Annotated in this window: 14 protein-coding genes; 4 read left to right on the top strand and 10 right to left on the bottom strand. The window is 52.4% G+C overall.

The window, feature by feature from the left end; genetic code table 11:
- Positions 1 to 47: 47 nt before the first annotated feature.
- A complete protein-coding gene (locus L3K52_05775) occupies positions 48 to 572 on the bottom strand; it encodes a Smr/MutS family endonuclease (GenBank protein UOG93240.1) in 525 nt (174 codons plus the stop codon).
- Between L3K52_05775 and surE the strand changes: the two genes are divergently transcribed.
- From surE to L3K52_05790, 3 genes are all read left to right on the top strand, one after another.
- On the top strand, positions 571 to 1,335 hold the full coding sequence (surE, locus tag L3K52_05780) for a 5'/3'-nucleotidase SurE (protein ID UOG93241.1): 765 nt from the start codon (positions 571 to 573) through the stop codon (positions 1,333 to 1,335). The genes L3K52_05775 and surE overlap by 2 nt on opposite strands.
- A complete protein-coding gene (locus L3K52_05785) occupies positions 1,322 to 1,990 on the top strand; it encodes a protein-L-isoaspartate(D-aspartate) O-methyltransferase (protein ID UOG93242.1) in 669 nt (222 codons plus the stop codon). The genes surE and L3K52_05785 overlap by 14 nt, the downstream gene beginning before the upstream one ends.
- Positions 1,991 to 2,127: 137 nt before the next feature.
- Positions 2,128 to 2,805 (top strand): LysM peptidoglycan-binding domain-containing protein, encoded by a 678-nt coding sequence (locus tag L3K52_05790; protein UOG93243.1) that lies wholly within the window; start codon positions 2,128 to 2,130, stop codon positions 2,803 to 2,805.
- A gap of 75 nt (positions 2,806 to 2,880) precedes the next feature.
- On the opposite strand, the gene L3K52_05795 is transcribed toward L3K52_05790, so the two are convergent.
- The 6 genes from L3K52_05795 to L3K52_05820 all read right to left on the bottom strand — a co-directional run bounded on the left by L3K52_05795 (position 2,881) and on the right by L3K52_05820 (position 20,006).
- A complete protein-coding gene (locus L3K52_05795) occupies positions 2,881 to 3,417 on the bottom strand; it encodes a TlpA family protein disulfide reductase (GenBank protein ID UOG93244.1) in 537 nt (178 codons plus the stop codon).
- Between the two features lie 334 nt (positions 3,418 to 3,751).
- Positions 3,752 to 6,136 (bottom strand): IPTL-CTERM sorting domain-containing protein, encoded by a 2,385-nt coding sequence (locus L3K52_05800; protein UOG93245.1) that lies wholly within the window; start codon positions 6,134 to 6,136, stop codon positions 3,752 to 3,754.
- Positions 6,137 to 6,184: 48 nt separating this feature from the next.
- Positions 6,185 to 8,089, bottom strand: a complete 1,905-nt coding sequence (locus L3K52_05805) for a hypothetical protein (GenBank protein ID UOG93246.1) — start codon at positions 8,087 to 8,089, stop codon at positions 6,185 to 6,187.
- A 68-nt stretch (positions 8,090 to 8,157) separates the two neighbouring features.
- A complete protein-coding gene (locus L3K52_05810) occupies positions 8,158 to 12,084 on the bottom strand; it encodes a hypothetical protein (protein ID UOG93247.1) in 3,927 nt (1,308 codons plus the stop codon).
- A 62-nt stretch (positions 12,085 to 12,146) separates the two neighbouring features.
- Positions 12,147 to 12,779 carry a cadherin gene (locus L3K52_05815; protein ID UOG93248.1) on the bottom strand — a complete coding sequence of 211 codons (633 nt, stop codon included), beginning with the start codon at positions 12,777 to 12,779 and terminating at the stop codon, positions 12,147 to 12,149.
- 150 nt (positions 12,780 to 12,929) lie between these two features.
- Positions 12,930 to 20,006, bottom strand: coding sequence for an Ig-like domain-containing protein (locus L3K52_05820; GenBank protein UOG93249.1), 7,077 nt, complete (start codon positions 20,004 to 20,006; stop codon positions 12,930 to 12,932).
- 222 nt (positions 20,007 to 20,228) lie between these two features.
- On the opposite strand from L3K52_05820, the gene L3K52_05825 reads away from it, so the two are divergent.
- On the top strand, positions 20,229 to 20,768 hold the full coding sequence (locus tag L3K52_05825) for a protein disulfide oxidoreductase (protein UOG93250.1): 540 nt from the start codon (positions 20,229 to 20,231) through the stop codon (positions 20,766 to 20,768).
- Here the strand turns inward: L3K52_05825 and L3K52_05830 are convergent.
- From L3K52_05830 to L3K52_05840, 3 genes are all read right to left on the bottom strand, one after another.
- A complete protein-coding gene (locus tag L3K52_05830; protein UOG93251.1) occupies positions 20,765 to 21,457 on the bottom strand; it encodes a sulfite exporter TauE/SafE family protein in 693 nt (230 codons plus the stop codon). The genes L3K52_05825 and L3K52_05830 overlap by 4 nt on opposite strands.
- The gene (hspQ, locus tag L3K52_05835; GenBank protein UOG93252.1) at positions 21,457 to 21,780 is read right to left on the bottom strand and encodes a heat shock protein HspQ; all 324 of its coding nucleotides are present in this window, start codon (positions 21,778 to 21,780) and stop codon (positions 21,457 to 21,459) included. Before hspQ ends, L3K52_05830 begins: the two co-directional genes overlap by 1 nt.
- A 65-nt stretch (positions 21,781 to 21,845) precedes the next feature.
- The gene (locus L3K52_05840) at positions 21,846 to 23,069 is read right to left on the bottom strand and encodes a multifunctional CCA addition/repair protein (protein ID UOG93971.1); all 1,224 of its coding nucleotides are present in this window, start codon (positions 23,067 to 23,069) and stop codon (positions 21,846 to 21,848) included.
- Positions 23,070 to 23,171: the final 102 nt, after the last annotated feature.

A 23,171-nucleotide genomic window follows, 5' to 3' on the forward strand; every position in this document is an offset into this window, starting at 1 on the left:
TTTATGTGTGGGTAATTTGCGCATGATCATAAACCATTTGGGTGGGTTTAGCGACGTAACAACACGTAAATTGCGCCCGTGCCGCCGTCAACCGGACGTGCAGAATGGAACGCTAAAATACGCTCGTGTTGCCGTAACCAATTGTTAATTTTGGTTTTGATCACCGGGCCTTTGTAAGTGGAACGGTTGCCTTTGCCGTGAATAATGCGCACGCATTCGCCCTGGCCGGGGTGCGCGTCGTGCAGGAATTGCAGCAATTGCAATTTGGCATCGCGGGCACTGAGGCCGTGTAAATCGAGTTCACTGGCAATGCGGTAATGCCCCGAACGCAATTTGCGCACGATTCGATTTTGTAAACCGGGTATGTAGTAGCTGAGCATATCACCGGGTTGAATTTCGATCGGGTCATACGCATCCGAGAGCATATCGCGTAAAACTTGGCGTTCGTCTTCCAAGGTCTTCATGGGTATAGCGGGCGGTTTTGCGCTATGATGTAAGGCATGGTGTTTGACCCGTAACGGCTTCACATCGTGCATGGATTCTCGAAACAAGGAAAACTCTTCAGTACTCATGAATATACTGCTCAGTAACGATGATGGCGTCAACGCGCCCGGTATTAACCGCTTGCGTGAGGCACTAATAACAGTTGGCGATGTTATCACAGTTGCACCCGATCAGGATTGCAGCGGCGCGAGTAATTCGCTGACCTTGCGCAACCCTTTACGCTTGACGCAACACGCTGACACCATTTACAGCGTGAATGGCACACCGACCGATTGCGTTCATCTTGGCCTAGGATTATACGCGCATGACCCTGACATTGTGATTTCCGGTATCAATGCCGGGGCTAATATGGGGGATGATGTGTTGTATTCCGGTACAGTGGCCGCTGCGATGGAAGGGCGCTTTCTGGGGTATCCGGCGTTGGCGGTGTCGTTGGCAGCGTTGGGGCGCGGAGCGGTCTCGCATTATGCAACGGCGGCGCAAGCGGTGTTGCAGTTGTTGCCACAGGTGCAGGCTTACCCGGATAGCAGCCAGATGATCCTCAATATCAATGTGCCGGATGTGCCATGGGAGCAAATTCGCGGCTTTTGCGTGACGCGCTTGGGCAATCGCCACCGCTCGGAGCCGGTGATTCGGGCGCAAGACCCACGCGGGCGTGAGATTTTCTGGATAGGCCCGCCGGGTGATGCCGCCGACGCCGGTGAGGGTACGGATTTCCACGCGGTGCAAGCCGGTTTTGTGTCGATTACCCCGCTGCACGCGGATTTGACGCGCCACAGCGCGTTGGCAACCACAGCACATTGGCTAGAGACGTGCCATGTTGCCCCGTAAGCTGGATGTGCAAGGCATCGGCATGACCTCGCAGCGCACGCGCAACCGTTTGGTGGCGCGGTTGCGCGAAAAGGGCATTCGCAATGAAGCGGTGTTAGCGGTTATCAGCAAAACCCCGCGCCATTTGCTGGTGGACGAAGCACTTGCCAGCCGTGCGTATGAAGACACTGCCTTACCGATTGGGCACGGGCAAACCATCTCACAACCGTATATTGTGGCGCGCATGACCGAGTTGCTCTTAGCGGGCGAAAATCCACCGCGCAAAGTATTGGAGGTCGGGACAGGTTCCGGTTATCAGGCCGCAGTGTTAGCAGCGTTGATTGACAAGGTATTCACGGTGGAACGTATTGAGCCGCTGTATCGCAGCACCCGTGAGATGCTGGCAGCGTTGGGTTATCGGAATGTTCGCTCTTATTTGAGTGATGGCAGTTGGGGGGTCGTTCACGAAGCGCCGTTCGATGCCATTATTGCCACGGCTGCCCCGGAAACGGTTCCGCTGGCGTTATTGGAACAGCTTGCGATTGGCGCGCGGTTGGTGATACCTGTGGGCAGGCAGGGAGGATTGCAGCGCTTACAAGTCATTACGCGCACGCATGACGCGACTTACGCAACGGTGGAGCATGAAGCGGTACAGTTTGTGCCCATGATCAAGTAAAATCCGGTAACAAATACGAACGTTATTGGAATATTGCGATGTTTTTTCCTAAATTTGGTATATATTCCAAAGTTATTCAAGAATTATGTGAGTGTCTTCACATTCCTGAACCCCAATAACATTAAGGTGTAAGAATCATGGATAGAAAAATCAAAGTGGCAGCAGCTACTTCCTTGCTGGCACTGACGGCTGCGGCGTGCGCCCCCAACCCGTATTACACAGGTACTGGTTATAATAACTACGCGACCAATACAACCACCAATCGTGGTGCGGTAAACCGTAACGCGGTGACGCACACGCATTGTGGACGCACCCACTCCCACGCGCTACCGGCGGAAGGCTTGGCGCATCATCACGGTGACGGTTGTTTAGCAGGCACTGGCGGCGCAGCAACGACCGCGACCAATTCGGCAAATTACAATTATGGTTACACAACCCCTGTGACCACGCCCATTCCTCAGCAACCGGCGATCAATTACGGCAGTTACAATACCGCTCCGACTACCACGCCTTATGTTGATTACAGCGCAAACAGTGGTAGCAGCAACAGTGGCAGCTACAACAGCGGTAGCTATTATGAATACACCGCGCCGAAAACACCGGCTACATCAACAACGTCGTCTAATACCAACAGTACCTATCGCACCACCACGCCGACAGCGACTAACAGCAGTGAATATGTTGTACAAAAGGGTGACACAGTGTTTCAGGTAATGCGCACCACGGGTGCTTATTGGAAGGACATTATTCGTCTGAATAATTTAGAAGCGCCCAATTATTCCATCACGCCAGGGCAGCGCTTGCGACTCAAATAATCCAATTCATAACAGCAAAAAGCCCGTGATCATCGCGGGCTTTTTGCTGCCTATCAGAGTGTCATCGTCTTCTGTTTAGCAGAAACCGTTGACGCAATCTTCGTCTTTAGCGATGGTGGATCCGCCATCTTTCTCAGCTTTCAGGTAGTTCTGTAGCATCGCAGAGGTGATCGCGCCCATGTGGGTATCGACGATTTCACCTTTTGGATTGACAATGAATGTCGTTGGCACGCCATACACCAAGCCTAAAGCAAACATGGTGCTGTCTTGCGTGGGGATGATGGGGTAAGCAATCTTTTTCTGTGCCATGAATTGCTTGAGTTCGTCATTTGAGGTCTCTCCCGCTTCCATGCCCAGAACAACCGCTTCGTCTTTGAAACGTTTTGCCACGCTATTCAGCGCAGGAATTTCGGCAACGCATGGCCCACAAAATGTTGCCCAGTAATTTACAATCACCCACTTGCCTTTGTATTCGGAAAATTGGTGAGCCTGACCGTCAACGTCAGTAAAACTGAAGTTTTGTACTTTTTGTACTTCAGTCCCGGATGCGCCTGCCGTGACAGCGATCAAAAAAAATGCGACAAAGGCAAATGCCTGCTTAATCAGTTTCATGTTGAACCCTCAACTTAAATACTTAACACACTCTACGATAAGCCACTCATCAACTGTCAGTTTTGTGCTGTGATCCTAGGGTTAATCCTTATAATAGATGCCCCTGCACAAATTGCCTGTCGAATTTTCCTATCGGCTTTTATAGCTAGGCTAATGACCTTATCTGTCAAAATGCAGTTAAGTTGTTTCTAATTTATCAAAAAGAACATAAGGCTAAGCGGATATGTTTTTTCACGCAAGTGGTATTTGTACGACAAAGCCATGACTGCCACACTGATTTTTATCAATACGGCAGCCACAACTGCTGCTTAATACGCTGTTTTTATGGAATAAGTTACTTGATTAATTTGTTGTATCTGCGCATGGCAACGGCACCTAACAGGAACGTTAATAATAATTGCCCCCACTCTGTTAGGGTTGGAACCGAAACGGATTGCCGGGGCGGGATAGCGTCAGGCTTTTCCAAGTAGTCCGGCACGGTATTGTTATTCGCATCACCGCGCTCGTCTTTGGTGGGTATGCCGTCGCCGTCATCGTCTTTATCCAGCGCATCAATAATGCCGTCAAAGTCCATATCGCGTGGTTTGCCGCTGTCAGCGCCAACTTCTTGCTTGTCTTTGATGCCATCGGCGTCGCTGTCGGCGTTGTTGGGGTCGGTTTTCAGCACGGCTTCTTCCGCGTCGGTCAGGCCGTCACCGTCACTGTCTGTGGGGGCGGTTGCGGTGGTACAGGTCGCTGGGCAGCCGTAGTTACCGGCGTAATGTTCGCCCGTGCTTGAATCCCAGCCGAGGTTGACTATGCTGTTGCCGGGGTTGGTGCCAACCGAGTTTTGCGGTGCTTCTGGCGGCTGATTGAAAGGATCGGTGGCGTTTTCCAGCAAAACAGCATCGCCTGCACATGCGCCTGCATTTGCAAAACTGAAGACTTCGATTTCTTGTCCGGCTCGCCATTGCATCGCTGTGGCATTGCTGATGGCCGGTGTGAATGACAAATAGTCGACATTTTTGTTTTCACTGGGTGCAAACACGCTGGAATTGTTGCTCCACATTAAACCACTGAACGCGGATTTCAGATCAGTGACTTCAAACGTGCCTTCACCCACGTGCGGGACTTTCAGCGTTACCTGTGCGCTGGTTAGGGCATTGGGTGAAGGAATATTGCTGGTATACATGTAAACGCGGTAGCGCTTCGCTGCGTCGTCCCATGCCACGCGGTAGTAAGCGCGGTCAGCTTGCGGATTTGCCGGGGCAGTAGCGCATTCCGTGCCGGTGTTGGAAGAAGCTGTTACCGTGACAGTGACGGTACCCTTAGCGCTGTCTTGACCGTCAGAAACGGTGTAGGTGAAATTGTCCACGCCGTTAAAGCCTGCATTCGGCGTGTACATCGGTTCACCTGCTTGTAATACCACCGTGCCGTTGGCGCCGGGGGTAACGCCAGTGACGGTGAGTGTGTCGTCATCCGCATCGGTATCGTTAGCGAGCACTTCAACGATCACTGAACTGCTGGCGGTGGTTTCAGCCGTGTCATTCACGGCAACCGGGGCGGTATTGGTTGGCAAGGCTTTTACCGTCAACGTAATGTCTGCTTCTGTGGTGTTGCCATCCGCATCCGTGATCCGGTAGCGCAGCGTGTCAGAACCTGTGTAACCCGCTGTTGGTGTGTAGATAATCTTATTGTCTCTGACGGTAGCAGCGCCGTGGCTGGGTGCCGTAATAATTGCTACTGTAACCGTTGCTGCATTCGGAACCGAGTCGTTAGCTAATACATCCAACAAGCTGCTGGTATTGGCGGTATCAATCGTGAACGCGTCGGTGCTGGCTTCCAACGGTGGCATAACCGCAGTGACCGTCACATTGACTGTTGCCGTGGTGGTGTCGGTGCCATCGGAAACGGTGTAGGTGAAGCTATCTGTGCCGCTAAAGCCTGCGTTCGGGGTGTATACCGGCTTGCCGCTTTGCAGCACGACTGAGCCATTTTTGCCCGGTGTGACGGTGCTAACGGTTAAAGTATCACCGTCCGCGTCGCTGTCATTGACGAGCACGTCAACCGTCACGGCATTGCCCGCCGTGGTGCTTGCTTGGTCAGCAACCGCAGTCGGAGCGGTATTGGTCGGAATGACCACATCGGCGCAGTTGGCGGCGCTGCCATAATTGCCAGAATAGTCGTTATCGTCAGTGGTTCCCCACCCGGCATTGGCAAATTGGTTGCCGGGGTTGGTGCCAGCGGAATTGTCCGGCGCTTCCGGCGGTTGGTTAAACGGATCCGTGGCATTGTTCATCAGTGCCACACTGCCCAAGCACGGCCCGGTATTTTTAAAGCTGAATGCTTCTTGCTCTGCCCCGGCTTTAAAGGCGAACGCACGCACATCAATCGGGGTAAAATTGAACGAGAGGTAATCCGTGGCGGTGTCTTCGGTTGGCGCAAAGACTTCCGAACTGAGTGACCAGCTCGTGCCTGCCTTGGTTTTAATGTCCGACACGGTGAATTTCTGATCGCCAGTGGCGTGCGGAACGCGCAATGTCACCTGCGCTGTCATGCTCAAATCTGGGGTAGGCGCGGTGGTAGGGCGCACAAATACGCGGTAGCGACTGTCCACGGAATCCCATGCAACGCGGTATTCGACACTGCCATCCACGCCTGCAAATGCCGTATGCGCAGCCGGTAGCAATACCAGCAATGCTAACCCCCTTGAAACTGCTTGTCTGATCGATTTTTTCATGATTACCGACTCTCTTATTTTGTTTTTGGATTTTAAAGCTTGTTGGTATCAGGGCAGTTGTTGCCTGATAATGTAATTTGCACTGGTGGTGCTGTTGACCGGATGCAGCAGGACATTCCCCAGCAGCAAATCAACGTCATTGGATGGCCCGGCAAAAATGGTCAGCCCATCCATATTGGCATCAGTAGCCTGATAACCGTTTAGTTTATAATTGGTGGTGAAAGCGCTGTTACCTGCCGCCATCAATACACCGCTCAAGACGCTGCCCGAATCATTGGTCGGACCTTGCGCAATAATCCGCTCGTCATTACTGGTGTTGCCTGCCCACAATAAGGCTGTGCCTGCGACGCTGACGCGTGCATGTTCGCCATAGGTGGCGGTGGTTCCACTACTGAAATCCACTGTTAGGGGTGTTTCACCAAAGTTAAGTGCGGTAGCGCTCATAATTCCCAAATGGTTGCGATGACGGACAGACAAATAGTAATTACCGGCTGGCAAGCCCGTTAGCTCGAACGTATTTCCCCCCGTTTGTGCATCTACAATATCACCATCACGCTGAACCACACCTGTCACACGCGCTTTCACTAGGGTCGGGTCAGTTGCATCGCGCAATTCCAACAATACCCAATCCACCGGCGCATCATTGCCAGTGGTGCTAAGCACCGCATTCGCCAGCGTTGGGCTGCCGAGCATGGGAACATCCGACAGGGTATACGGCGTATTGCTGGGCAATTGGTTTTTGGTGCGTAGCGTATCGCGCATCAACTTTGTGCTGCGGTCAAAAGCGCCTTGCAGCAACACGCGTGCTTGAAGCTGTAAAACTGTTGGGGCAGTGCAGGTGGCTGGGCAGCCGTAATTACCTGCGTAATTATTGCTATCCGCAGCACCCCACCCTAAATTGGCAAATTGATTGCCGGGGTTGGTTCCCGTGGAATTGGGCAATACATTAAAAGGATCGTTGGCATTGTCCATCAGCGCGACTGCGCCCATGCAAGCCCCGCTGTTAGCAAAGCTGAACACTTCCAGTTCCTGACCGGCTTGCCATTGAAAAGCTTTCACGTCACTGGTATTCATGGTGAACGACAAGTAGTCAACGCCAGTGTTTTCTTTAGGAGCATTCACCCGCGAGCTTTCTGTCCAAGTAATGCCCTTGAGCGCGGACGTGATCGCGCTGGCTTTGAAGCTCTCGGCACCGCTGGCATGGGGCATTTTCAACGTCACTTGGCTGGTCAAGCTCATATTCGGTGTTGGGGTGCTGCCCGGATACATGTAAACGTGGTAACGCTGGTCAGTCTTGCTCCAATCAACGCGGTAATACACGTTATTGGCCAGCGGTGCAGCCGGTGTACTCAGGCATTCAACCGCGCAACTGGCCGGGGTACCATAATTGCCGAGGTAATCATTATCGTCACTCGATCCCCACCCGGCATTCGCAAACTGATTGCTGGGGTTGGTGTTAATGGAATTTCTAGGATTGTTCGGCGGCTGGTTAAACGGGTCGGTGGCGTTATCCAATAACGCGACTGCACCGATACACGGGTCTGCATTTTTAAAGCTGAAGACTTCTTGCTCTTCACCGGCTTTGAAAGCAAAGGCTTTTACATCCAACGGCACGAAGGCAAACGAAAGGTAATCCACACTAGGGTCTTCCGGGGGTGCAATGACCTGCGACCCCAGTGACCAAGAGGTGCCGGATTTGGATTGAATATCTGTCACGCTGAACTGGTGTTCACCAGCCCCGTGAGGAACCCGCAGCGTGATTTGCCCGGTCAGACTTAAGTCAGGCGAGGGCGTGCTGCTAGGGCGTAAATAGACACGGTAACGCTCATGGGTCGCATCCCATGCCACCCGATACGCTACGCCGCCGTCGCTGGCTAAGGCAACCGCACTGAGTTGCAGCAGTAACAGAAAGGTAAGGCAATGGAGAACGGTCTGGCGCAGGTTTATAAGCATTACTGGGTTCTTTATCATTGTTATGGTGTAGCCCAAGGGCGGGAAACCCGCCCCCAGACCGTTGATCATCAAGGCAATTGCTGATTGATGATGTAGTTGGCACTGAAAGTGCTGTTACCCGGATGCAACAAGACGTTACCCAGCAGCATGTTCACATCGTTAGATGGACCTGCGAAGATAGTTGTACCGTCCATATTGATGTCCGTGGCTTGATAACCCGCCAGACGGAAGTTGGTACTCACCGACAAGTTTTCTTTTGCCAGCAAAACATCGCCCAAGATCACGCCGGTGTCGTTGGAAGGGCCGTTGGCAATCGCGCGAACATCCGTATTCGCATTACCTGCCCACAACAGTGACACGGTGCCACCACTGGCTAGAATCCGGGATTCTTTCCCGTAGACCGTGGTGCTAGGTTTGGTAAAGTCAATGCTGGGCACGGAACCGGCGGCAATCGTTACCGGCGCAGCGGTCATGACCCCCAAATGGTTACGATGACGCACCGAAACGTGATAAGTGCCCGGTACCAAACCCGTCAACATCAGCGAAGTGCTGCCGGTTGCTGCATCCACAATGTCGCCATCGCGTTGTATCAAGCCCGCTACCCGTGCTTTGATCGTGGTTGGCGTGGTGGCATCGCGCACTTCTACCAATATCCAGTCAACCGGCGCATTGTTACCCGTGACAGCAAACTGTGCCGCCGCTGCCAATTCTTTACCCGCGTACTTGATGGTGCCGATATTGTAAGGCTGGCTCAATGGCAGTAGCGTCTTGGTGCGCAAGTCGTCTTGCATCAATTTGCTGGTGCTGTTGTAAGCGCCTTGTAACATGGCTTTGACTTGGATTTTGACCGCATCGACGGTGGTATCCAAGTAGTCAGGAATGCCGTCCACGTCACCGTCGGTGGCATCCAGCGGGCTGCCGTCTTGGTTGGTGTCCGGTTTTTCATCCTTGGTCAAAACGCCATCGCCGTCGTCGTCGGTATCCAGATAGTCGGGTTTGCCGTCTTTGTCGGTGTCGTCATCCAGCGGCGTGCCACTGTTGTAATTTTCGTTCTTGGTCATGATGCCATCGTTGTCATCATCGGCATCCACGGCGTTCGGCTTGCCGTCAGCATCGCTATCCACCGGCTTGGCGGGGTCTGCACCGACTTCGGTTTTGTCGTCAATGCCGTCACCGTCGCTGTCTTTATTCAGTGGGTTGGTGCCTGCTTTGACTTCTTCACCGTCTTTGAGGCCATCGCCGTCACTGTCCGGGTTTTTCGGATCGGTACCCAGTTTGGCTTCATCCTCGTTGGTTACGCCATCACCATCCGGGTCACCTTTCGGGCCGTTGGTTTCATCAATGTCGAGGTAATCTGGCTTGCCGTCACCGTCGGTATCCACCGCGTCCACAGGGCTGCCGTCGCCGTTGGGGTCATTTTTCTCGTTTTGAGAAACTTTGCCGTCACCGTCGTCGTCACTGTCCAAATAGTCGGGTTTGGTGTCTTTGTCGGTGTCGTCATCGGTAGGCGTGCCGCCGTTGTAGTTTTCGTTTTTGGTAAAAATGCCGTCATTGTCATCGTCGGTATCCAGCGCGTTGGGCTTGCTGTCACCGTCGGTGTCGATGGGTTTGGTAGGATCCGCGCCGACTTCGGTTTTGTCGTCAACACCATCACCGTCACTGTCTTTGTTCAGTGGGTCAGTACCGGCTTTGATTTCATCACCGTCTTTGAGGCCGTCACCGTCGGTATCCGGTTTCAGCGGATCAGTGCCTTTGGTGACTTCTTCGCCGTCTTTGAGGCCATCGCCGTCAGTGTCCGGGTTTTTCGGGTCAGTACCTTTGGTAACTTCCTCGCCGTCTTTGATGCCATCGCCGTCAGTGTCTGGGTTTTTCGGATCGGTGCCTTTGGTGACTTCTTCGCCGTCTTTGAGGCTGTCGCCGTCAGTGTCCGGGTTTTTTGGATCAGTGCCGAGTTTGGTTTCGTCTGCGTTGGTTACGCCGTCACCGTCCGGGTCACCTTTAGGGCCGTCGGTGTCGTCTTTGTCCAAATAATCGGGCTTGCTATCACCATCGCTGTCTTTGGCATCGTCTGGGGAGCCGTTTTTGTTCGGGTCGTTGTTTTCGTCTTTGGACAGTTTGCCATCGCCGTCATCGTCAGTATCCAGATAGTCTGGGATTTTATCACCGTCGCTGTCGTCATCCGCTGGGGTGCCGCCGTTGTAGTTTTCGTTTTTGGTCAAAACGCCGTCGTTGTCATCGTCGGTGTCTTTGGCATCGGGCGTGCCGTCTTTGTCGCTATCGACAGGAATCGCCGGGTCTGCGCCAACTTCAACTTTGTCGTTGATACCATCGCCGTCCGTATCCGGGTTGGTGGGGTCAGTACCGGCTTTGGTTTCGTCGGCGTTGCTCAGGCCATCACCGTCGGTGTCACCTTTGGGGCCGTCTTTGTCGTTGGCATCCAAGTAGTCGGGAATTTTATCGCCATCAACGTCAGTTGCATCCGTGGGGGATTCGTTTTTATCCGGGTCATTGCCTTCTGTCGCGGAAGGTTTGCCGTCGCCGTCGTCATCGGTATCCAAATAGTTGGGTACGCCGTCTTTGTCGGTGTCGGTTATGGCGGTGGATGGATTGGTGTCACCATCGGTGTTGGCATCTTCTGCGGTAGTAGGCAGGCCATCCCCATCATCATCCCGGTCTTGGAAATCGGGAATTTTATCGCCATCCAAATCCGGCAGGGTAGCCGCTTTGCCGCCATTGTCGGGGTCAAACGCATCGTCCAAACCGTCTTTGTCGGTATCTTTACCAGCGGGTACAACATCGGCTTTGCCATCGTGGTTAGCGTCATGGCCTTCGATAGCGTCGATTACGCCGTCGTTATCGCTGTCGGAATCCAAGCTATCGGGCGTGCCGTCTTTGTCGGTATCGGTGACGCCAGCGCCTTCAGCGGTATCCAAAATGCCGTCCTTGTCGTCGTCGAGATCGTCCGCGTCTTTAATCCCATCTTTGTCAGTGTCAGGACGGCTATCTTCGTTATCCAAGTAGTCTGGAATCTTGTCACCGTCGGTGTCTTTGGCATCGGTTGGCGAGCCGTCGGTGTTGATGTCATTATTTTCTTGTTTGGAAAGAATGCCGTCATTGTCGTCATCCACGTCCAGATAGTCGGGGATTTTGTCGCCGTCGCTATCATCATCCGCCGGGGTGCCGCCGTTGTAATTTTCATTTTTGGTGAATACGCCGTCGCCATCGTCATCAGGATCCATGGCATTGATAAGCTTGTCGCCATCGGTGTCAGTGGTTGCACCGCCGGGTGCTTCTACGCCGTCAGGAATGCCGTCAGCGTCAGAATCGGGATTCAGTGGGTTAGTGCCGATGGCTTTTTCCACACCGTCTTTCAGGCCGTCTTTGTCACTGTCTAAGCTGTCGCTACAATCCGCTGCCGTGCCGTAATTGCTCAGATAGTTATTTTCATCGGAACCGCCCCAACCCAAGTTGGTGAATTGGTTGCCGGGGTTAGTGCCTTCGGAGTTGTTGCCGCCGTTCAATAGCGGTTTATTGAAAGGGTCGTTTTGGTTGTCGATCAAGGCAACCGGCCCCAAACACGCGCCCGCGTTCCTGAAGTTGAAGACTTCTTTTTCTTCGCCCGCTTTCCATTGGAAAGCATCCGATTTGATCATATTCAAGCTGAACGACAAATAGTCGACGGCGGCATCTTCAACCGGCGCATCGACGCGCGAGTCATTTGACCAAATGGTATTGGTGACAGTGATGGCAGGGTCATCAACTGTGAATGCGCTGGCTCCCGTCGCGTGGGGAACGCGAATGGTGAATTGCCCCGTCATGCTCATGTCTTTGGGCGACGGTGTCGCGTTGGGTTTCATGAAAACATGGTAACGGTCATCTTTGGTATCCCAACGGATACTGTATTCCAAGGTTTGCGCTGCCCACGCACTGTTACCCGCGAGTAACAGGACGGAGGCGCTCAACCCAAGGTATTTGCGAAGTGCTGTGGAATGCATAAGTGGACTCTCTCGCTAATTTTTATAATGCTTAATCGAGTATTGCGTAAAACAAAGCCGTATTATTTTTTACAGCTAATTGCCGCGCCTTCATTGCCAGCGTAATGGTTGTCGCTGACGGAACCCCAGCCCAAATTGGTGAACTGGTTGCCGGGATTGGTGTTGGCGGAGTTCGGTGCGGCATTGAAGGCATCGTCTTTCGCCATCAAGGAAACGCCGTCGACACACCCGTCTGCATTTTGGAAACTGAACACGACTTGTTCTTTGCCTGCTTCCCAGTTGTAGTTACGCGCGCTCGCGCCTTGCAAACCCACGAAAGAGAAGGAAATGTAGTCGCTTTTCGCGTCTTCTTTCGGCGCATCCACGCGGGAGGCTTCGACCCAGTTAGAACCTTCGACTGCGCTCGTCAGACCTGTCACGGCAAAGCCGCTGTCGTGTGGGGCTTTGATGGTAACTTGCCCGGTCAAACTGATGTCCGGTTTTGGGGTGACAGACGGTTTCATAATCACTTGGTAGGTTTTGCCGTCTTCTGCCAAGGCGATTTTGTAAGTGAGAATGTCAGTCGCTGCGGCTTCTGCTTTCGGGGTTTTCGCTACTTTTGCGGTGTCGGCTGCCATCAGGCTGCCGGTTGTCAAAGCGATAGCCAGTGCGCTGCTCAGTGTCAAAGCGTGGCGTAGGGATTTAGTTGTTTTCATTGATAGTCTCCAGTTGGGTTAGCCCATTGTTATGGTATAGCGATGATAAATGTTTTTAGATGCAAGTTAATTTTTTACTGATAAATGGATATTGTTAACCACGCTATCCCTTCGGCTTGAGCTTTAGGGATAGGTGGAAAGGAGATGGCATTATTTGGGAAGTGTGCCGTTCACGATGTAATTAGCGGCAACTGTACTGTTATTGGGATGTAGCAATACATTTCCTAATAAGATGTTGACGTCATTACTAGGACCGGCGAACAGCGTAATCCCGTCCAAATTCAAGTCAGTTGATATATAACCGTACAAACGATAGTTGCTATTAGCCTGACTATTCTTCGTATCACTGAGTACTGTACCCAATACTAAGTTGGTGTCGTTAAATGGACCATTCGCAATGAGTTGTTGGCTTTGGTTGGCATCACCTGCCCATAATAGCGCAGCCTGAGTGGTTTCTAGGCGTGCATTGTTACCATAGGTTGCCGTTGCGGTGGTGGTGAAATCGACCAATGTGGTGGTATCACTCAACCGTATCGTACTGGCATTCATGACACCTAAGTGGTTACGATGACGCACACTCACGAGGTAATCGCCTGCTAAGGTATCTTTGAAGATCAGTTTGTTACTGCCAGTCTGTGGGTCAACCAAATCACCGTCGCGTTGTAACATCACTGCTTGAGTCTTGATGATGGTAGCTGGTTGGGTGGCATCGCGTAAATCGACCAGCATCCAGTCCACTGGTGCGTCCTTGCCTTCAATACCCGCGATAGCAGGGTTTAAGGTTTCGTTGCCGCTGTAACGGATTAGGCCAAGCGTATAAGGTTGCGCCATTGGAATAATACCTTGAAGACGTAGGTGATCGGTCATCATGCCAGTACCTGCTACATAAGCACCTTGCAGGAAGGCTCGTACATTCAGGGCAATCTGCTTATCATCTGTGACCGTAATCGTTAGCGTTTGGCTAGATTGTTTGCCATTGGGGTCGGTAGCAGTCACGCTAATCTCGTAACGGTTATTTTGATCACTATCTGCCGGGTTTTCAAAGTCTGGTGCGTTGGTGAATGTCAGTTTGCCTGTTACCGGGTCTAAGGTGAAAAGGCTGGCATCTGCGCCACCACTCATGCTGTAGTTTAAGGTATCACCATCCGGGTCTGTTGCTGTAACGGTTGTGACAGCAGGGGTGTTTTCTTCCACACTCAACGCGGCTGTGGGTGTACCACCATCGGAGGTAATGATTGGGGCATCATTGGTGTCCTGTACAGTAATGTTCAGCACTTGGGTATCCTGCCCACCTTTGCCGTCATTAACCAATACCCCAACATTGTAGATATTGTTGTTGTCAGCATCGGTAGGTGTAGTGAATAGCGGTGCTGTGACAAAGGTCAGTACACCTGTCTGTGGATTAATGCTGAACAATGTACTGTCTTCACCGCCATTAATGCTGTAAGTCACATTGTCATTATCAGCATCAACCGATATGACGGTTGTGACTGGTGTTGTTTGCTCTGGCACAGCAAGATCAGCCAATACACCACCACCGTTAGAGGTGATCTGTGGCGCATCATTCGTGTCTTGCACTGTCACCGTCAGGGTTTGTACATCGAAACGCCCGTTGCTATCCCTGACGGTGACTTCCACCACATACTGATTATTTTTATCAGCATCGGCTGGTTTTTCATAATCTGGGGCAGTTTTGAACGTTAAGACACCTGTATTCGGGTCAACCGCAAACAAGCCGAAATCAGGGCCGCCGGTAATGGAGTAGCTGAGATTATCACCTTGGTCGGGGTCTTCCGCTGTCATGGTGGTTACATGAAGTTGCTCTTCCGCAACGTTCACCGTGGCTGAAGTAGCACCCTCATGGCTGGTAAAGGCAGGGGGTTCATTGGTATCAATAATCGTCACGTTAACGAGTTGAGTGTCTTGTCCGCCTTTGCCATCCACCACCTTGACTTCTACTTGGTAAACGCCATCGCGATCACTGTCTGTGGGTTTTTCAAAATCGGGCGCTTTGGTGAAGACTAAGTTGCCTGTCACATTATTCACCGCGAACAGTGCAGCGTCTGCGCCGCCACTAATGCTGTAAGTGAGCGTGTCACCGTCATCATCCTCAGCATCTACGAGGGTCACGCCGACTTGATTTTCGTCAGATGTCACACTGGCAGTATCCCCAGCACCGTTGGAAATAATCGTTGGTGGGTCGTTGACGTTGTGAATAACAATAAGCAATGTTTGCTCATCAGTGCCACCTTTGCCATCTTCTACGGTAACGATGACTTCATAGCGGTTATCGTTATTACTGTCTTGCGGATGTTCAAAATCGGGTGCGATTTTGAAGCTGATTAAACCAGTTACCGGGTCAATTTGGAACAAACCTGCATCAGCACCCCCACCAATGCTGTAAGTGGGGGTATCACCGTCCTGATCAGTACTCGTAACGGTGGTCACTTCTGTGGTGTTTTCGTCCACAGGCAATTCTGCGCTATCACCGCCGCTATTGGAGGTAATCACTGGCGCATCGTTAGCATCCGTAACGCTAATCGACAATGTTTGTACATCCGCACCACCCTGCTCATCCGTCACCGTTACGCTAACTTCATACACATTGTTCTTATCCGTATCGCTTGGATTTTCAAAGTCAGGCGCATCAATAAACGTGAGTACGCCGGTTGCTGGATCAATACTCAGCAGAGCTGCATCCGCACCGCCGCTGATGCTGAAGTCCTGGGTGTCGCCTGCATCCTGATCCTCAGCCGTTACGGTGGTGACAGCGGTCTGGTTTTCAGCCGCTCCTACCGTAGCCGTATCACCGCCACCGTTGGAGGTGATGGTTGGCGCTTCGTTGGCATCGGCCACCGTTACCAACAGGGTTTGCACATCTGTGCCACCATTACTGTCGGATACCGTGACGGCGATCTCATACACGTTGTCGCTAGCGGCGCTTGTGCCACCTGCTATATCAGTCGGGTTCTCGAAGTCCGGGGCTGTCACAAAGGTCAGCGTGCCTGTAGCTGGATCAATGGCAAACAAGCCTGCATCTACACCGCCACTAATGCTATAGGTGAGGATGTTGGCAGTATCCTGGTCAGCACCGATTACGGTGGTTACGGCTATAGTATTTTCATTCACGTTAAGGGCTGCGGTATCGCCGCCACCATCAGAGGTAATGGCAGGGGGTTCGTTGACGTTACCGACCGTGACGCTCAGGGTTTGTACATCAGTGCCACCATTGCCGTCATCGGAGGTGACCTCGATTTCATACACGTTGTCGCCAGTAGCAGATGTGCCACCAGCTACGTCAGTTGGATTTTCGAAGTCTGGCGCAGCGGTAAAGGTCAATGCCCCAGTGGCAGGGTCAATGGTAAACAGGGCAGCATCCACACCGCCAGTAATACTGTAAACAGGTGTATCGCCATCCTGATCCGTACTGGTGGCTGTGGTTACTACGGTGGTGTTCTCATCCACGTGTACGTTGGCGGTGGCTGCACCACCATCGGAGGTAATGACAGGTGCGTCATTGATGTCGTTGACAGTGATGGTCAGTGTTTGCAAGTCGAACAGGCTGTTGGCATCATCGGCCATGACCTGCACAACGTAAGTATTGTTGCCATCACTGTCACTCGGGTTTTCAAAGTCCGGTGTGGTCTTGAAGCGCAGTTCGCCCGTGACAGGATCAATGCTAAACAGGTTTGCATCACTTCCGCCATTGATGGTGTAGGTAATCGTATCGCCAGCATCCGGATCAGCAGACGTCACTGTCGTTACAGCAGTGGCGTTTTCATCGTGAGTCAGGGCAGCAGTGTCACTGGCACCATCAGAAGAAATGACAGGCGCTTCATTGGTGTTGGTCACGACGACTTGCAGCGACTGGCTGTCGGTATGGTCAGGTGCGGTGTTGTCCGTCACCGTGATGACCAGCTCGTACTTGTTGTTGCCATCGGCATCGGCTGGGCTTTCAAAGCTCGGTGCGCTCAGGAAGCTCAGTTCGCCGGTATCCGGGTCAATGGTAAAGAGTGCTGCATCAGTTCCACCCGTAATGGCGAAGCTCAGGGTATCCGGGTCTGGGTCGTTTGCGTCGATATCCGTGACAAACGCCTGATTTTCCGGGATCTGGGCGATGGTGCTGATAATGCTGGGCGGGCTGGTTTCCACCACGTTGGTGACCACGATGACTTCCACCTGCTGGGTGCACAGGTTGGTGCTGTCACAAACCTCGGTCATGATGATGTAGGCGTTGTCAGCGTTGGCATCCAGCGGATTTTCGTAATCAGGTGGCGTGTTGAAAGTGATTGCACCGGTATTCGGATTAATCGTGAACAGGCCGCCATCGTACAGCGGTTTCAGGTTGTACGTCAGGCCAGCGTTTTCAGTATCACCATCAGGGTCGGTGGATTGTACGTCCAGTGCTGTACCAGTGCCGTTTTCAGGGTAGGTAACGTTGTTGATGGAGGTAATGACCGGTGGGTCATCCACAGGCGTAATGGTGATGTCGACGGTTGCAGTCGCAGTGCCACCGTTTCCGTCTGTAATTGCGTAAACGAAACTGTCAGTGCCGTTGTAATTCTGTTCAGGAGTATAGGTGTAAGTGCCATTACTGTTCAGAGCCAAGATGCCGTGCACAGGTAGCGTGACAGGTGTTGTTGTTGCCGTTAGGGTATTACCGTCCACGTCGCTATCGTTGATCAGGATGGTCGAACCATGCAGGACAACATCTTCCGCCGTGGTGGCGCTGTCATTGACGGCAACCGGATTATCGTTGACCGGATTAACCGTGATGGTGACTGTCGCGGTATCTGTTCCGCCCTTACCGTCGGAAACTTCGTATTCAAAGCTGTCTGTGCCATGGAAATCCTGATCCGGCGTATAGATGTAACTGCCATTCGGATTGATAAGCACAGAGCCATTGGTCGGGTCGGTCACCGGCGTGGTGTTGATAGTCACCGTGTCGCCATCAATATCGCTGTCGTTGGTTAGTACGGTGGAGCCATTGAAAGGAATGTCTTCCTGGGTGGTGCCGTTGTCATTGGTGGCTACTGGCGGGTCATTGACCGGGGTAACCGTGATGGTGACAGTCGCAGTAGCTGTGCCACCGTTACCATCGGAAATTGCATAAACAAAGCTGTCAGCACCGTTGAAGTTCGGGTTGGGTGTGTATGTGTATGTGCCATTGGCATTGATAACCACCGAGCCGTTGTTTGGGCCGGTTGTTGGTGTTGTGTTAATAGTCAGCGTGTCGTTATCAATATCACTATCATTGACCAGTAGGGTAGTGCCATTGAACGGAATATCTTCCTGGGTGGTGCCGCTGTCATTGGTGGCCACTGGCGGGGTGTTGAAATCATCGTTGACGATGGTGTAAGTGCTTTGATCAATAGTTGTGCCGTTAGCGTTGGCATCATCGATGGCAATATTAGCAGGGTTTTGCAGTGTCAGGATGAGAGTATCATCACTTTCCACCACACTTTCATTCGTAATGGTCAGACCAGGGATAGGAATCTGGGTGTCGGCATAGTTGCCTGCTGGAATGGTGATGCTAATGGGGCCAGTTGCTGGACTGTAGTCTGTGCCGCTCACAGCCGTACCGCTGAGTGCCACTTCCACCGTTGCATCTGTTAGCAAATTGCCGCTTACTACCAGGACAGGCAGATTGCCACCACTTGCTTCGGCATCGGAAGCTGTGGCTACAGATAGCTCCACCGCTGGAGCAAGGTTGAGGACGGTACTTTCGTAATCGCGGTAGGCAAACCACCAGGTGTTGATGGTGTTCAGGTCACCATAGGGGTTGAGGCTCCATGTGCGGCGCAGGGTGTTACCTGCGTCAACGTTTACCTGCCCTCTGTCTGGCGTACTGCCGGGGTCATCCAAAATGTTTGAGTCATCCCAGAACAACAGGTTTGGCCCTGACGAGCCACCACTGGTTTGAGTGAAAACCTCAAAACCATTGTCCAACCCTTCAACGTCGTAAGCAGTAAAATGGGTTTCACCCTGGGTATAGGCAATTTTGACATCAATTGGGAAACTGGATTTTGCTACTTTATTTCCTGCGCCATCCTTACCGTCCCATGGTACGGAATCTACACCAGCGGTAACATTCTCAATCAAACGACGGTCAATGCCAGCGGTATATGAGCCATCCTTGTTGATATCCAGTACGACTTCGACTGAACCAGGCTGGGTAGCTTCTATTTTGATGCTGGCGTTGTTGGTGTCATTTATGGAGAGTGGCAGGTTCTGTAATGAGCCATCCACGCCTAATGGATAAATATTGGTATCCGGTGGGTTCAGGAATATCTTGTGTTGGGGGGTGCCACTATTGACGTCATTTACAGATTTACGGTCTGTTGCCTTATTGCCGCTTGAGCCGGTACCTGTGTTGTTAAATGAGAACTGGCCTTGCAGTGGACGCAGACCAGAGCCTAGAAAGTTAATCATGGTGACAAAGTTGTTGCTGTCGTAAGCATACATACTGCCGTTGAATGGTGTGCCGAAAGGGGCACTTGGGAAAACCGCCGGGTCATTCGTCCGCACCCCCCAAGATTTAGACCACACACGTCCATCAAGTGCTTGGGGTGATCCTCCTTTCGTCGCTACAGTAATATCAAACCATTTGATATTCATTGCGTTGCTTGGGGCATAACCGGATTCGGTATATGAACCAGCAGAGGCTGCATTATCGTTGAGGTCAAACTCAATGTAGTAATCGCCTGCCCCTTTTCCTGCTATCGCGGGGTCGAATGTCCAGTTCCCCGACGTTGAATAGCCAGCAGGATCCAAGGCACTTGGCCCGGCAACTGCCTGAGCATGGCTGGTAATATTTGCTTGCGCCCCACCCGCCAGCGACGAACCATGCACGACAGAACCATCGGGTGCCACAATACGCCAATAAAAGTTGAAATCTATATCATTGCCTGCATTGCCAGTGAGTTTGCCGAGGCCAACGTAAACAATTTCGTTCGCTGGATCAGCAATATGGATATGCAGACGCCGCTCTTTTGGTTGCTCATATCCGGCAAATGGGTAGGCGGAACCACCATTGCTCTCCATTGCTCCTAATGCGGCGAAGTGGCTGGAAGACGGAGCCCACTGCTTTGTGCCCTCGGCAAAAGCAGGTGAAACCAAAACAGCACCACTCACGGTAAGCCCTAACGCCAAGCGTATGCAGCGCGTGAAAGCAGACAGCGGTTGTGCCACGAATGTTGTGTGCGATTGAGTAGTAGAACCCTTCATCAGGAAGTCCCCCGGTTAGCGTATTTGTTATTAATTTATATACAGTCAAAATGAGTGTTTGCGCATTACGGGTTTGGTAACTGCGCAATATTACTAGTACATAATCCATAAAATTAATCTTGGCGGCAATGAAAAGCAGATTAGCGGGAAAGAATGTGGTGGGCGGCGGTTTTATGACGGTGTGCTACAATCGCCGCATTCAATAAACACGAACGGATGACGATGAGCACACACACCTCGAATCATGACGACCAGCCACCCAAAAAACGCCGTTGGCCACGCTGGTTGCTAGAAGCCCTGATTATCCTCGCGATCATTTTCGGGGTGCGCACTTGGCAGCAGCGCGGAATGCTCGACGGCGAAGCCCCGGATTTTGAGCGTACTGCCTTGAATGGTGACGTCATCCACCTTGATAATTACCGTGGCAAGCCCGTATTGCTGCACTTTTGGGCAAGTTGGTGTCCGATGTGCGAATTGGAACAAGGCAGCATTAGCGGCATTGCCAAAGACTGGAAAGTGATCACGATTGCGTTTCAATCGGGCGGTGCTGAGGAAGTGCAGCGTTACATGGAACGCGAAAAAATCACCGAGTGGGTCACGATTGTGGATGAAGACGGTTCATTATCGGGGCAATACGGCATCAAAGGCGTACCTACCAGTTACGTGCTGGATGAGGAAGGCATCATTCGTTTCCGTGAAGTCGGGCTAACCTCCGGTTGGGGTTTACGCTTACGTCTGTGGATGGCGGACTGGTTGGTTTAAAACGCTTGCCATAACAATAACAATCCCAGCCCCACTACCAGCAAACCGGCGACCCGTTTGACGGTTTGGTTGCGGGTAAATTTTGCAAGCTTCGCCGCCGCCGCGCCCATCAGCAACAGGTTCGGCAACGTCCCCAACCCAAACGCCAGCATTAGCAACGCACCCTTGGCGACACTGCCCGCCGATAACGTCCAAATCAGCACGCTGTACACCAAGCCGCACGGCAACCAGCCCCACACAAATCCCAGTGGCAACGCTTTCGCAGGGGAATTCACCGGCATGAAACGCCGCCCCAACGGTTCAATGTGCCGCCATAAGGTGCGCCCCGCGTTTTCCACTTGCGCCACACCTGCCCAGATACCCGCCAAATACAATCCCAGCGCGATGGTAAATAAGGCAGCGAACACTTGCAGACCGTGCTGCATACTGTCCAACCCGCCCAATGACAGGAATGCCGCGCCTATACCGCCAGCCAATGCCCCCGCAAGCGTATACCCGCCGATACGCCCGGTGTTGTACGCCAGCAAGATGGGGAATAGGGTAGCAGGATGATTGCGTTGGGCGGCGGGCAAGCTAAACGTCAAGGCGCTGACAATGCCGCCACACATGCCGAGGCAGTGGACACCGCCCAGCAACCCGACCAGAAAAGCCGCCAAGTAACTGGAATGGTTTAACCAATCCCATGCCATCAATTCAGCGTCTGCCGTGCCTGATAATGGTCGCCCGCAAAGCCGGTGAAAAAGTTTTCCAGCAAGGGGTGTTCAACGGGTTCGACCGTTTCCTCGGCTTCCAGATTGCGTTCGGCAACGTAAGCAACGCGCCCATCTTGGTCAATCAAGACGTGATACCACGGCTCTTCTTTGGTTGGGCTACCGGCTTCCACGTTTTTCTGAAACCATTCTTCGGTGCCTTTGAAATCGGGATCAACGTCAAAAATGACGCCACGATAGTTAAACAGGCGGTGGTGAATCACCTGACCAATGCCGAATGACGCGGTTCTTTCTTCCATCATGACAATTCCTCAACATTTTTCATAATCCTAGGCTATCACCAATATGCGGCTACTGCGGGCGAATATCAAGATTCCTTGCGGATTTGCTTGATAACTTCGATACGCCGTCGGTGCAATTCCTCTTTGATTTGCACCCCTTGGAAACCGGCTTGGATAACCGTTTGCACATCCACTTGCTGACACGCCCGTAACGCTTCCCGAAAATAGTGGGCTTGCGGGTAAGGGCGGCTTTCAAAGCCTGTACGCCCTTTGGCATCCGCTTCACACGCCAGCAATAATTGCGCGAAACGTTCGGGCTTGCGGAATGCATCGGTGACTTCCAGCACGTTCAACACGGTTTTGGGTTGCAATTCCAGTGCCTTATGGATTCGACCGTGCTGTTCAGCGACGTGTTCCGCCAATTCGCGAAACCGATTGGGGATTTTTAAGCGTTCGCATAACTGTGTCGTGAGTTCGCGGCTAAGGCGTTCATGCCCGTGATGGCTGGGCAGTATTTCTTTGGGTGTCAGCCCTTTGCCCAAATCGTGGGTGAGGGCAGCAAAGCGTACTTCCGGGTCAGCGCTCAGTTTTACCGCTTGTTGCAACACCAGCAGGGTGTGAATGCCGCAATCAATTTCCGGGTGGTATTGCGCGGGTTGCGGCACCCCAAACAGGCGCTCCAGTTCGGGGAATAATACGGCTAATGCGCCACAATCGCGCAATACCTCGAAAAAGCGGGCGGGGGTGGGTTCGGATAGCGCTTTGACGGTTTCTTGCCAGACGCGCTCCGGCACTAAGGCATCGACTTCGCCCGCCGCGACCATCTGTTGCATCAGGCGTTGGGTGTCGCTGGCAACTTGAAAACCCAGCGGGGCGAACCGTGCCGCAAACCGCGCTACCCGCAAAATCCGCACCGGGTCTTCGGCAAATGCTGCGGATACGTGGCGCAATAAACGTTGCTGCAAATCGGTTTGCCCACCGTAAGGGTCAATGAGCTTGCCGCTGGCATCTTGCGCCATTGCATTGATGGTCAAGTCACGCCGCGCAAGGTCTTGTTCCAAGGTGACATCGCTGGCGGCATGGAATTGGAAGCCGTGATAACCCTTTGCCGTTTTGCGTTCGGTGCGCGCCAGCGCGTATTCCTCGCTGGTTTGCGGGTGCAAAAAAACCGGGAAATCGCTGCCCACGGGTTTAAAACCTTGCTGCAACATGGCCGCAGGCGTGGCTCCCGTGACTACCCAGTCGCGGTCTTTGAGGGGTAAACCCAATAATTGGTCGCGGACTGCACCGCCAACCAGATAAACAGTGATTGTATTCATGTACAAATTATGGCGTGTGATGAGGGCGGAAGTATATCTTTTTTATAGTATATTAGTTCGAGCTAATGTTTTGATAAGTAAGGATAACATTGA

The sequence above is a fragment of the Candidatus Thiothrix sulfatifontis genome, assembly GCA_022828425.1.
Classification (GTDB): Bacteria; Pseudomonadota; Gammaproteobacteria; order Thiotrichales; family Thiotrichaceae; genus Thiothrix; species Thiothrix sulfatifontis.

Bases quoted from the DNA above. Each gene is read 5' to 3' on its own strand.
- L3K52_05785 (UOG93242.1), top strand. From the start codon at position 1,322: ATGTTGCCCCGTAAGCTGGATGTGCAAGGCATCGGCATGACCTCGCAG.
- L3K52_05815 (UOG93248.1), bottom strand. From the start codon at position 12,779: ATGAAAACAACTAAATCCCTACGCCACGCTTTGACACTGAGCAGCGCA.
- L3K52_05800 (UOG93245.1), bottom strand. From the start codon at position 6,136: ATGAAAAAATCGATCAGACAAGCAGTTTCAAGGGGGTTAGCATTGCTG.
- L3K52_05790 (UOG93243.1), top strand. From the start codon at position 2,128: ATGGATAGAAAAATCAAAGTGGCAGCAGCTACTTCCTTGCTGGCACTG.
- hspQ (UOG93252.1), bottom strand. From the start codon at position 21,780: ATGATGGAAGAAAGAACCGCGTCATTCGGCATTGGTCAGGTGATTCAC.
- surE (UOG93241.1), top strand. From the start codon at position 571: ATGAATATACTGCTCAGTAACGATGATGGCGTCAACGCGCCCGGTATT.
- L3K52_05775 (UOG93240.1), bottom strand. From the start codon at position 572: ATGAGTACTGAAGAGTTTTCCTTGTTTCGAGAATCCATGCACGATGTG.
- L3K52_05810 (UOG93247.1), bottom strand. From the start codon at position 12,084: ATGCATTCCACAGCACTTCGCAAATACCTTGGGTTGAGCGCCTCCGTC.
- L3K52_05795 (UOG93244.1), bottom strand. From the start codon at position 3,417: ATGAAACTGATTAAGCAGGCATTTGCCTTTGTCGCATTTTTTTTGATC.
- L3K52_05830 (UOG93251.1), bottom strand. From the start codon at position 21,457: ATGGCATGGGATTGGTTAAACCATTCCAGTTACTTGGCGGCTTTTCTG.
- L3K52_05825 (UOG93250.1), top strand. From the start codon at position 20,229: ATGAGCACACACACCTCGAATCATGACGACCAGCCACCCAAAAAACGC.
- L3K52_05805 (UOG93246.1), bottom strand. From the start codon at position 8,089: ATGCTTATAAACCTGCGCCAGACCGTTCTCCATTGCCTTACCTTTCTG.
- L3K52_05820 (UOG93249.1), bottom strand. From the start codon at position 20,006: ATGAAGGGTTCTACTACTCAATCGCACACAACATTCGTGGCACAACCG.